9 protein-coding genes and 1 rRNA gene are annotated in these 11936 nt (G+C 39.5%); 6 read left to right on the top strand and 4 right to left on the bottom strand.

Annotation, left to right across the window (positions count from 1 at the left end; translation table 11 throughout):
• Window positions 1-50: 50 nt before the first annotated feature.
• The 3 genes from yedE (at window position 51) to rlmB (ending at window position 4356) form a co-directional block, all read left to right on the top strand.
• Entirely contained in the window at window positions 51-1109 is a 1059-nt protein-coding gene (yedE, locus tag DV417_RS02385; RefSeq protein ID WP_118878448.1) for a YedE family putative selenium transporter, read from the top strand.
• A gap of 103 nt (window positions 1110-1212) precedes the next feature.
• A complete protein-coding gene (rnr, locus tag DV417_RS02380) occupies window positions 1213-3561 on the top strand; it encodes a ribonuclease R (protein ID WP_118878447.1) in 2349 nt (782 codons plus the stop codon).
• 54 nt (window positions 3562-3615) lie between these two features.
• The gene (rlmB, locus tag DV417_RS02375) at window positions 3616-4356 is read left to right on the top strand and encodes a 23S rRNA (guanosine(2251)-2'-O)-methyltransferase RlmB (RefSeq protein WP_118878446.1); all 741 of its coding nucleotides are present in this window, start codon (window positions 3616-3618) and stop codon (window positions 4354-4356) included.
• 159 nt (window positions 4357-4515) lie between these two features.
• On the opposite strand, the gene DV417_RS02370 is transcribed toward rlmB, so the two are convergent.
• On the bottom strand, window positions 4516-4977 hold the full coding sequence (locus tag DV417_RS02370; protein WP_046939028.1) for an Lrp/AsnC family transcriptional regulator: 462 nt from the start codon (window positions 4975-4977) through the stop codon (window positions 4516-4518).
• Window positions 4978-5096: 119 nt separating this feature from the next.
• Here DV417_RS02370 and rarD point away from each other — a divergent pair, with 119 nt between their 5' ends.
• Window positions 5097-5987: an EamA family transporter RarD gene (gene rarD, locus DV417_RS02365; protein WP_192878533.1), complete on the top strand. Its 891-nt coding sequence runs from the start codon at window positions 5097-5099 to the stop codon at window positions 5985-5987.
• A 141-nt stretch (window positions 5988-6128) separates the two neighbouring features.
• On the opposite strand, the gene guaA is transcribed toward rarD, so the two are convergent.
• The 3 genes from guaA to guaB all read right to left on the bottom strand — a co-directional run bounded on the left by guaA (window position 6129) and on the right by guaB (window position 10115).
• Entirely contained in the window at window positions 6129-7700 is a 1572-nt protein-coding gene (gene guaA, locus DV417_RS02360; protein WP_118878444.1) for a glutamine-hydrolyzing GMP synthase, read from the bottom strand.
• 170 nt (window positions 7701-7870) lie between these two features.
• On the bottom strand, window positions 7871-8548 hold the full coding sequence (locus DV417_RS02355; RefSeq protein ID WP_118878442.1) for a hypothetical protein: 678 nt from the start codon (window positions 8546-8548) through the stop codon (window positions 7871-7873).
• A gap of 100 nt (window positions 8549-8648) precedes the next feature.
• Window positions 8649-10115: an IMP dehydrogenase gene (gene guaB, locus DV417_RS02350; RefSeq protein WP_118878440.1), complete on the bottom strand. Its 1467-nt coding sequence runs from the start codon at window positions 10113-10115 to the stop codon at window positions 8649-8651.
• 129 nt (window positions 10116-10244) lie between these two features.
• Here guaB and birA point away from each other — a divergent pair, with 129 nt between their 5' ends.
• On the top strand, window positions 10245-11153 hold the full coding sequence (birA, locus tag DV417_RS02345) for a bifunctional biotin--[acetyl-CoA-carboxylase] ligase/biotin operon repressor BirA (RefSeq protein WP_192878545.1): 909 nt from the start codon (window positions 10245-10247) through the stop codon (window positions 11151-11153).
• A 350-nt stretch (window positions 11154-11503) separates the two neighbouring features.
• Window positions 11504-11936 (top strand): 16S ribosomal RNA (locus DV417_RS02335); the annotation flags it as partial.

Genomic DNA, 11936 nt, shown 5'->3' with positions numbered 1-11936 from the left:
TTCGAGAGTACACAATTTAGTTTAACTTTAGATATCACAAGGGTTTCATTATGAAAGGATCAAAATGGCCTGTGGTTGCAGGTGCTGCACTTGGTATCATCGCTCCACTACTTACTTATAGCGGAAATCCTGGCAACATGGGATTCTGCGCAGCCTGTTTCTTACGCGATACAGCTGGTTCCATTGGCTTACATCAAGCCGCTCCACTTCAATACATCCGCCCCGAACTTATCGGATTAATTTTCGGTGCGTTAGCGAGTGCGTTATTTGCAAAAGAATTCCGTGCTCGTGGTGGCTCATCGCCATTCATTCGCTTAATTTTAGGGGCATTTGCTATGATTGGTGCCCTAACATTCTTAGGCTGTCCATGGCGCGCATATTTGCGTCTAGGCGGCGGCGATTTATCTGCGATTGCAGGGATTGTCGGTTTATTTGTCGGCGTACTAGGTGGAATTTTCTTTAGCAATCGAGGATTTTCGCTCGGCAAAGCAAAAGAACAAGCCCCTGCTACAGGTTGGATTTCTGTCATTATTGCGGGATTATTACTTATTGGCGTTATCACCCAATTTAGTTTTGGCGAAGGTTTACCGCTTTATTTCTCACAAAAAGGCCCTGGCACACAACATGCATTTTGGGCGTTATCTTTATCAGGCGGGCTAATCATAGGCGTATTAATGCAAAAATCACGTTTCTGCTCAATTGGCGCATTCCGTAATTTTATTTTATTCCGTGATTCTTCGTTATTGAACGGTGTCATCGCTCTAGTGGTATTTGCTGCTATTACCAATGCTTTACTTGGCCAATTCCATTTAGGGTTTGAACAACAACCTGGTGCACATAATCAGTATCTTTGGAACTTCCTCGGCATGGCACTTTGCGGCTTATGCTTCGCCCTTGGCGGTGGTTGTCCTGGCAAACATTTAGTTCATCTTGGTGAAGGCGATAATGACTCCGCTATTTTTGTGCTTGGTATGCTTTTAGGTGCAGCTGCTGCGCATCGTTTAAGCCTTGCAGCTTCAGGCTCTGGCATTGGTGAATTCACCCCTTACGCTTTAGTTCTTGGATTTATATTCTGTGTCTATATTGGCTTTACCAAAAAATCGGCTTAATTCACTTTCTATCTGCACTCATCACGAGTGCAGATTTTCTTTTCCTTGCATTATCCCCCTTACAGTGTCAAACTCTCCGCACTTTTTAAAACTGTAAAAAATAATGACAAAAAAACGTAAAAACTTAATCAACCAAGATCCTCATTACAAACGAGAATTGGAAAAATACGGCAATCCAATCCCGAGCCGTGAGTTCATTTTAAGTGTTATTCGAGACAATAATGCGCCAATGAATCGGGATGAAATTTTGACCTCACTTTCCATTCGAAATGAAGATCAAATAGAAGCGATGCGTCGCCGATTACGAGCGATGGAAAATGACGGACAATTAGTGTTCACCAAACGTAAACGCTATGCCTTACCAGAAAAATTAGATTTATTTAAAGGCACGGTAATTGGTCATCGAGAAGGTTTTGGTTTTTTACAGGTCGATGGCAAAAAAGATGATTTATTTATTCCGAACCATCAAATGCAAAGAGTCATGCATGGGGATTTTGTCTTAGCGCAACCTGCAGGCTTAGATCGTCGTGGTCGACGTGAAGTGCGAATTGTGCGCGTATTGGAAAGTCGTAAAAAACAAATTGTGGGTCGCTTTTTCTTAGAAAACGGTTTTAGCTATGTGGTGCCTGATGACAGCAGAATTGGCCGAGATATTCTCGTGCCAAATGAACATCGTAATGGTGCTCGTATGGGACAAGTTGTCGTTGTCGAATTGCAAGAACGTTCTGCTAGTTTTAACCAACCAATTGGCGTAATCACTGAGATCCTAGGCGATAATATGGCGAAAGGAATGGAAGTGGAAATCGCCTTGCGTAACCACGATATTCCCCATAAGTTTCCAAGTGCGGTAGAAAAATACGTAAAAAAATTCACTGAAGAAGTCCCTGAAGAAGCAAAAAAAGGTCGTGTGGATTTACGCAATTTGCCGCTTGTGACCATTGATGGTGAAGATGCGCGCGATTTTGACGATGCTGTTTATTGTGAAAAACATGGCAAAGGCTGGAACCTTTGGGTCGCGATTGCGGATGTCAGTTATTACGTACGTTTACGTTCTGCTTTGGATGTAGAAGCGCATAATCGTGGTAACTCGGTCTATTTTCCGAATCGAGTTGTACCCATGCTACCTGAAATTTTATCAAACGGCTTATGCTCTCTTAACCCACAAGTGGATCGTTTGTGTATGGTGTGTGAGATGCAAATTTCTGCCAAAGGTAAGCTCACAGATTATCGCTTTTATGAAGCGGTGATGAATTCTCACGCCCGCCTCACTTATACTAAAGTAGCAAAAATGCTTGAAGGCGATGAAGAATTACGCACTCGTTATTCTACGCTTGTGCCTCATTTAGAAGAACTTTATAAACTCTATCAGACTTTGCTTGGTGCGCGTCATCAACGTGGTGCGATCGATTTTGAAACCATTGAAACTAAGTTTATTTTCAATGCAATGGGAAGAATTGAACGCATTGAACCCGTTGTTCGTAACGATGCTCACAAAATCATTGAGGAATGTATGATTCTTGCGAATATCGCAGCTGCCAATTTTATGGAAAAACATAAAGAGCCTGCGTTATATCGTATTCATGCCACCCCGAGCGAAGAAAAATTAACATCGTTCCGCACTTTCTTAAGTGAGTTTGGTTTAACTTTAGAAGGCGGATTAAAACCAACCACAAAAGACTATGCTGCTCTCTTAGAAAAAGTTAAAGAACGACCTGATCATGAACTTATTCAAACAATGTTGCTACGTTCATTAAGCCAAGCTGTCTATCATGCTGATAATATCGGGCACTTTGGTTTAGCTTTGGAAGAATATGCACACTTTACTTCGCCAATTCGCCGTTATCCAGACTTAACACTTCATCGAGGCATCAAATATTTACTCGCTAAAGAACAAGGCGCTAAACGTAAAACCACCGAGACAGGCGGTTATCATTACTCTTTTGATGAAATGGATTTACTTGGCAATCACTGTTCAATGACGGAACGCCGTGCTGACGACGCCACTCGTGAAGTGGCAGATTGGCTGAAATGCGAATATATGCAAGATCATGTTGGCGGTGAATTTAGCGGTGTTATTTCATCTGTGACGGGGTTTGGTTTATTTGTACGCTTAGATGATTTATTCATCGATGGTTTAGTCCATATTTCGACTTTAGAAAATGATTATTACCAATTCGATGCAGCAAAACAACGTTTAATCGGTGAGAATAGCGGAATGCAATATCGCTTAGGCGATAAAGTTCGCATCAAAGTTGAAGCTGTACATTTAGAAAATAAAATGGTCGATTTCTCGCTGATAGGGAGTGAACGTAAGCCTCGTCGTGCTGGAAAAACCGCGAAAGAAAAAGCCAAGAAAGTCTTTAAAGAACTACCGTCTAAAGCATCCAAGAAACGAAAAAGTGCGGTAAAAAAGAAAGAAGTTTCTAAGAAAACATCTAGAAAACAAAAATAATTCACTTCCCATTATGTAATGAATTAAAAATTCAAATAAGAAAAAGAGAAATTTATGTCAGAACAAATCTACGGCATTCATGCTGTTAATAGTATTTTAACTCATTCACCAGAACGTTTAATTGAAGTCTTCGTACTTAAAGGCCGTGAAGATAAACGTCTACAGCCACTCTTAAACGAGCTTTATTCCCTAGGAATTGGTGTGCAATTCGTTAATCGACAAACACTCGATAAAAAAGCCGATGGTGAGGTTCATCAAGGTGTCATTGCTCGAGTACAAGCGGCAAAAGAACTTAATGAAAATGATCTTGATGAAATTCTTGCGAATAAACAAAATCCGCTTTTATTAGTTTTGGATGGCGTGACTGACCCGCACAACTTGGGAGCATGTTTGCGAACAGCTGATGCAGCGGGCGCAGTGGCCGTGATCGTACCAAAAGATAAATCAGCACAATTAACATCTATCGCGCGTAAAGTTGCTTGTGGCGCAGCAGAAACCGTGCCGTTAATTCGTGTAACCAATCTTTCTCGTACACTACACGATTTACAGCAAAATCATAATATTTGGGTGGTTGGCACTGCTGGCGAAGCAACTGAAACCATTTATCAAAGCAAACTGACAGGGCCACTAGCACTTGTTATGGGAGCAGAAGGCGAAGGGATGCGTCGTTTAACACGTGAACATTGCGATCAACTGATTAGCATTCCAATGGCTGGTTCAGTTTCATCATTAAATGTATCTGTCGCAACAGGGGTATGTTTATTTGAAATTGTGCGTCAGCGTTTAGGTTCATAAAAAAGTGCGACAAATTTTCTTTGACCTTCAAAATTAGACTATTTACTTAAGGACTGACGACGATATTGTATTGAACCCAGTCCTTTTAATTTCAGTTGAATTTATCAGTAATTATTGAGTCCCTCTCTGTGGGGGAAGACCAAAATTTACCGTGCTGTTCTATAAGATAATTCCACTATCTGCTTTAGTAAAATTCATTATAAATAAACTTTTATAAGTTCTTACATGAAATTCCCCCGTCAATACTCGACGCGTGAATGCGTGATAGCTTTCCATATCTTTTGCATGGAGTAGCAACATAAAATCATAGTCCCCTGAGATTTCGTAACAGCTCACCACTTCGTCTTCTTGGCGCATTTTTCGTTCAAATTGCTCTTGATAATAAGAGTGTTGATTATCCATTTCGACCATGACAAATACGCTAATCGTACGCCCAACGGCTTTTGGGGAAACGACTGCAACTCGTTTTGTAATAACGCCTGAATCAGTTAATGCTTGTACTCGTCGTTGACAGGTTGCAACGGAACTATTCACTTTTTCTGACAGTTCTTTTAACGGAATCATGGCATCTTGTTGTAATACATTCAAAATATTACGATCTAATTTATCCAGTGTCTGCATAAGATAATTTCCTCAAAAGTGTAACTATTGAGAAAAATATTATCACAATAAAAATAAAGTTGAGATTTTTTATTGTCTTGGGGTTTTATAATAATCATATTGATGAGATGAGGTCCAAGATGAAAGTAGTCACTCAAGGCGTATTATTGTGCATTTTTTCGCAATGTTTATTTGGCATATTATATTTATTTAGCATATGGCTCCAACCACTTAGCGGAACAGATGTGTTTGCGTGGCGTATGTTAACCATGATCTTTGGGCTACTTTTAATTTTATTCCCGACTATTGGTTGCCGCTCTCTTTTGTCTCTTATCATGATAACTTTAGGAAAAAGTTGGACGCGTTGGGTTTTATTTTTATTGGGGACATTAGATGCGGGAAGTCAATTCTGGCTCTTTATGTGGGCACCGATAAATGGCGAAGGGATAAATATTGCGATGGGATATTTCCTTTTTCCGCTGATCATGGCTATTTTAGGATGGGCTTGGTTAAAAGAACGCTTATCATTTATTCAGAAAATCGCGCTTTTACTGGCTGCCTGCGGTGTTGCTCATGAATTATGGCACACTCAAAGTTTTTCATGGACAAGCTTGTGGGTTTGCACGGTTTATCCATTTTATTATCTAAGCCGTAAATTAATGAAAATCCCTGCTCTACAAGGAATTACATTGGATATTATTTTAATTTCGATTCCTTGTTTTATTTATATTCTTTCTCAAAGTGATACGCTTTCTTTGGTTACGCAAGAATATCGTTATTGGTTATTGCTACCAGCACTTGGCATTGTGAGTGCGATTTCGCTTTCAGCCAACTTAAAATCTAGCCAACAAATTCCAGTCAGTATTTTTGCAGTGTTGAGTTATATCGAACCCATATTGCTTTTTTTAATAGCTGTCTTTGTGCTAGATAATCAAATAACTACAAGCGACTATTTTACTTATGTGCCTATTTGGTTAAGTCTCATTGTGATTGGTATAGAAGGGATTTTAAACAAAAATAAAGTGCGGTGAAAATTAACCGCACATTATGAATCTTCATCTTATTTAGTCATATCACGACATTGGAGTAAGGATAATATAAATAAGGCCTTGATATGCAAGACCTTATTAAAGTTACTGAAATAATTAGAAAGTATCTGGAAAAGTGATTTTTTATTCCCACTCGATAGTTGCTGGGGGTTTTCCGCTAATGTCATACACCACGCGGGAAATGCCGTTCACTTCATTGATGATACGGTTAGACACTTTGCCTAATAAATCGTAAGGCAAGTGAGCCCAATGTGCGGTCATAAAATCGATGGTTTCTACTGCACGTAGTGAGATAACCCAATCGTATTTACGGCCATCGCCCATCACACCTACAGATTTCACTGGCAAGAATACGCTGAAGGCTTGGCTGGTTTTTTCATACCAACCACTGTTGCGTAATTCTTCGATAAAGATCGCATCAGCACGGCGTAATAAATCGCAGTATTCTTTTTTCACTTCGCCTAGTACTCGGACTCCTAAACCTGGGCCAGGGAATGGGTGGCGGTTGATCATTTCAGCCGGTAAGCCTAATGCTAAACCGATTTTACGTACTTCATCTTTAAATAACTCACGTAGTGGTTCAACTAAGCCAAGTTTCATATAGTCTGGTAAGCCACCTACGTTGTGGTGTGATTTAATCACATGTGCTTTACCTGTTTTACTTGCCGCAGATTCGATTACGTCTGGGTAGATCGTACCTTGCGCCAACCATTTCACATTAGTGAGTTTTTTCGATTCATCATCGAATACATCCACGAACACTTTACCGATAATTTTGCGTTTCGCTTCAGGATCAGATACGCCTGCAAGTTCGCCTAAGAAACGGCTTTCAGCATCAACACGGGTAATGTTCAAGCCGAATTTATCGCCAAACATTTCCATGACTTGGTCACCTTCGTGTAAGCGGAGTAAGCCGTTATCCACGAATACGCAGTGTAAGTTTTTGCCGATAGCACGGTGTAAAAGTAATGCAACCACAGAAGAGTCTACACCACCAGATAAGCCTAAAATCACTTCATCATCGCCCACTTGCTCTTTAATACGAGCAACGGCATCTTCAATGATGTTTTCAGCTGTCCATTTAGTTTCGCAGCCACAGATGTTCACTACGAAGTTGGTTAATAATTCCAAGCCTTTTTTAGTATGTGTTACTTCAGGGTGGAATTGCACACCGTAGAAACGACGATTTTCGTCAGACATTGCTGCAATTGGGCAGGTTGGAGTTGTACCGGTAACTTGGAAGTTTTCAGGTAAGCGCGTTACTTTATCACCATGGCTCATCCAAACATCTAAAGTCGGCTCATTTGCTGTCAAGTTATCATTAAGATTTGCAAAAAGTGCGGTGGAATTTTCAAGAGAAACTGAAGCATAGCCGAACTCCCTATGATCTGACGTTTCGGTTAAGCCGCCAAGTTGCATCGCCATAGTTTGCATTCCATAGCAAACGCCTAATACTGGCACACCTGCATTAAATACATATTCAGGTGCACGTGGGCTGTTTTCTTCAGTGGTACTTTCAGGACCACCAGAAAGAACAATACCGTCTGGGTTAAATTCACGGATTTGTTGTTCGGTTACATCCCAAGCCCAAAGTTCGCAGTACACGCCAATTTCACGTACGCGACGTGCAATCAGTTGAGTATATTGTGACCCAAAGTCGAGGATCAGGATTTTATGATTGTGGATGTTTGTCATTTTTTGCCTTATTAAAATTAACGAGTTAATTTGTATAGATTATTGATACGTCATGGTGACAATTATATTGAATGCTATTTAATCAGATTCTATTACACCTCTGATATCGAAGATGATGGCTTTGAGCATCGAAGCTCTGTTTTTTTAGTAGAAAGATTTGTTAAAAAAGTTTACATTCCTAGTTCATGTCTTATTTCGTTCATTAAATTATTAAATTGTTCATCTTGTTCATATATATGATTAAGTAATGCGTAGATATTGTCTTTATCTTCCAAACTATCAGGAGAAAATTTTATTTGATATATTATAAATTCAGTTTGTTTTACTAAATCAATAAAACCTTCTATTTTATTTATCATGAAATTAGATAAAAAAGGTTTTATTTTTTCTAGCGAAGAAATAAGTTTACTTGAATTGGGATTAGCTTTATGTATTTTTTCTATAACTTTGGTTCTATAAAAATCAGCCTTTTTTTCTTTCAATTCATTAAAATCAATGTCTTTAGGGAAAGATTCAATAAATTTACTAAGTTCCTTATTTCTAGATAGCTGATTTAGATTAATATCTTTAATTGACGTGAAGGTATGATGCATCTCCAAAGTTATATCTCCAATAGCTATTGAAGGAATAAATATCTCGTAATATGAGTCAATAATATTATCTGTTTTAGTTATGAATCTAGCATCTTGCCATGTTTTATATGCAAAAAATGCAGTAATAAATGCAGGAATAGCAATAATAATATTTATTAAGTTAGGTATTAAAGATTTTTTTTTAGAATTATGTGAAGTTCCATCTTTAAATCCTTTAGTATATCCCTTGTAATAATTATTTTTATTGCAAAACATATTTATTTCCTATTTCATAAGAGATCAACTCTGCCAAAACTTTTATAAAATCAACCGCACTTTAAAACAACAAAAGGTGGACTAGAGCCCACCCTACGGATTACCCCATACGATAGTTTGGCGCTTCTTTAGTAATGGTTACATCATGAACATGGCTTTCTTTAATACCAGCACCACTGATGCGAACGAATTCTGCTTTTGTACGTAATTCTTCGATGGTTGCACAGCCAGTTAAGCCCATGCAAGAACGTAAGCCGCCCATTTGTTGGTGGATGATTTCTTTTAAGTAACCTTTGTATGGAATACGGCCTTCGATACCTTCTGGTACGAGTTTGTCTGCAGCGTTATCAGATTGGAAGTAACGATCTGATGAACCTTTCGCCATGGCACCTAATGAACCCATACCGCGGTAAGACTTAAATGCACGACCTTGGTAAAGTTCGATTTCACCCGGTGCTTCTTCAGTACCAGCAAACATAGAGCCAACCATTACACAGCTTGCGCCTGCAGCGATGGCTTTTGCAATATCACCAGAGAAACGGATACCACCGTCTGCAATAACTGGAATACCACGATCTTTTAATGCCGCCGCTGCATCAGCGATAGCGGTGATTTGTGGAACACCTACACCGGTTACGATACGAGTTGTACAAATTGAACCTGGGCCGATACCTACTTTCACTGCGCTTGCGCCTGCGTCTGCAAGTGCGATAGCACCTTCAGCAGTCGCTACGTTACCCGCAACGATAGGCAAGTTTGGATATTTTGCACGAGTTTCACGAACACGTTGTAACACGCCTTCTGAGTGACCGTGAGAAGAGTCGATTAACAACACATCTACGCCGGCTTTCACTAATGCATCAATACGTTCTTCGTTACCTGGGCCAGCACCTACAGCGGCACCCACGCGTAAACGACCGAATTCATCTTTACATGCATTTGGTTTTTGTTCCGCTTTTTGGAAGTCTTTAACGGTAATCATACCTTTAAGTTTGAAGCTATCATTAACCACTAATACTTTTTCAACACGGTGTTGATGCATTAATTCCAAAATTTCTTCGCGACTAGCTCCTTCTTTTACTGTCACCAACTCTTCTTTTTTCGTCATTACTTGTGAAACAGTTTTGCTCAAATCTTTTACGAAACGGGTGTCGCGTCCAGTAATGATACCGATTAGGTTATTTTCACTATCGACAACAGGGTAGCCAGCGAAGCCGTTTTTCTTCACCATTTCAGCAAGTTCGGCAAGCGTTAAATTTGGTGAAACAGTTACTGGTTCAGAAACGATACCACTTTCGAATTTTTTCACTTTACGAACACGATCTGCTTGGCGTTCGATCGCCATATTTTTATGAATAAAGCCAATGCCACCTTCTTGTGCTAAAGAGATCGCTAATTTGGTTTCTGTGACTGTATCCATCGCAGCAGAAAGCATCGGAATATTTAAGCGAATTTCTTTGGTGAGTTGAGTTGAGAGGTTGGCAGTGTTCGGAAGAACAGTTGAATGTGCTGGGACGAGTAGAACATCGTCAAAAGTAAGAGCTTCTTGTTTAATGCGTAATGACATTGCAATATTCTCGCTAAGTTGAGGTTAAAAAATATTGCGGCGGGATTATACAGATTTTACTTGATTTTGAAAACGAAATTTTTGGATTTGTGCTATGATTTTCGCTCCGTTTGCTACAAGGAATAAATGATGAATTTCGCTTTATTGACATATTTATCTGATTGTCAGCCGAAAGTGCGGTTTGAATTGGAAAAGTTTTCTCCAGATATTGAAGAGGACATTAAACAATTACGTGAGCTAGGCTTGGAAATTGTCGCTGATGACCAAAATTATTGCTTAGTGCCTAGCCTTCCTTTATTAAATCCTCAGCAAATTTCAACCGCACTTTTTCCTTATAGTATCCATTATCAGCCGATTATTTCCTCTACAAATGAATGGATACTACAAAATATTCCTTCCTTAAAAAAAGGCGATCTTTGTGTGGCAGAATATCAAACTGCAGGACGCGGTCGACGTGGACGTCAATGGTTATCACCTTTTGCAGGGCAAATCATGTTTAGTTTTTATTGGGCGTTTGATCCGAGAAAATCTATCGAAGGCTTGAGTTTGGTCATTGGTTTGGCGATTGCTGAGGTGTTAAACGTGCAAGTGAAATGGCCAAATGACATTTTGTTTGATGGAAGAAAGTTAGGTGGCATTTTAGTTGAAATTGCTAACCATAAAAATGGTATGCTCAATTTAGTGATTGGCGTAGGTATTAATGTGTCGTTGCCAAAACAAACAGAAATTAGTCAGCCTTATGCGGAAGTATGTGAAATTGATCCTAATGTAGAGCGACAAACTTTATTACCAAAACTCATACAACATTTATATACACGTTTAAATATCTTTGAGAAAAATGGTATTAATACGGAATTTCAACAGGCATGGCAATCATATAATGCGTTTTCAAATAATGAAGTAAATGTGCTTACTGAACAAGGTGCTATTTCAGGCATTGAACAAGGCATAAATGAACGTGGTTATTTAAAAGTATTATGTGGCAATAAAATCCAGATGTTTAATGGTGGTGAAGTTTCATTGCGTAAGAAATTATAGCGGTCAAAATTTGAGCACTCCAACCGCAATTTTTGATGAGATGTTTATATTTCAATCAAAAGATCATTTTTTTAAATATTTTTACAAAAAAGTACTTGCAAGGGATTTGAAAATCCCTATAATGCACCGCACACAACGACGCACTGTTGTGAAGTATTTAAGTTTCCACGTGCGTCGTTGTTTTTTGCTCTTTAACAATGTATCAGACAATCTGTGTGGGCACTTGTTGATTGACTTGTTTTAAAATATTTTAATTTTGAAGTCTTAATAGGTGCTTAACTGAAAATTCATAATTACTTTTTAAGTAGTGTTTTATTTATAGCTAAGCAGTTTATTGAGCGATTGAACTTGAATTGAAGAGTTTGATCATGGCTCAGATTGAACGCTGGCGGCAGGCTTAACACATGCAAGTCGAACGGTAGCAGGAGAAAGCTTGCTTTCTTGCTGACGAGTGGCGGACGGGTGAGTAATGCTTGGGAATCTGGCTTATGGAGGGGGATAACTACGGGAAACTGTAGCTAATACCGCGTAGAATCGGAAGATGAAAGTGCGGGACCGCAAGGCCGCATGCCATGAGATGAGCCCAAGTGGGATTAGGTAGTTGGTGAGGTAATGGCTCACCAAGCCTGCGATCTCTAGCTGGTCTGAGAGGATGGCCAGCCACACTGGAACTGAGACACGGTCCAGACTCCTACGGGAGGCAGCAGTGGGGAATATTGCGCAATGGGGGGAACCCTGACGCAGCCATGCCGCGTGAATGAAGAAGGCCTTCGGGTTGTAAAG

The organism is Haemophilus haemolyticus (assembly GCF_003490935.1).
GTDB lineage: Bacteria > Pseudomonadota > Gammaproteobacteria > Enterobacterales > Pasteurellaceae > Haemophilus > Haemophilus haemolyticus_M.
This window is presented reverse-complemented; position numbering and strand designations above follow the sequence as displayed.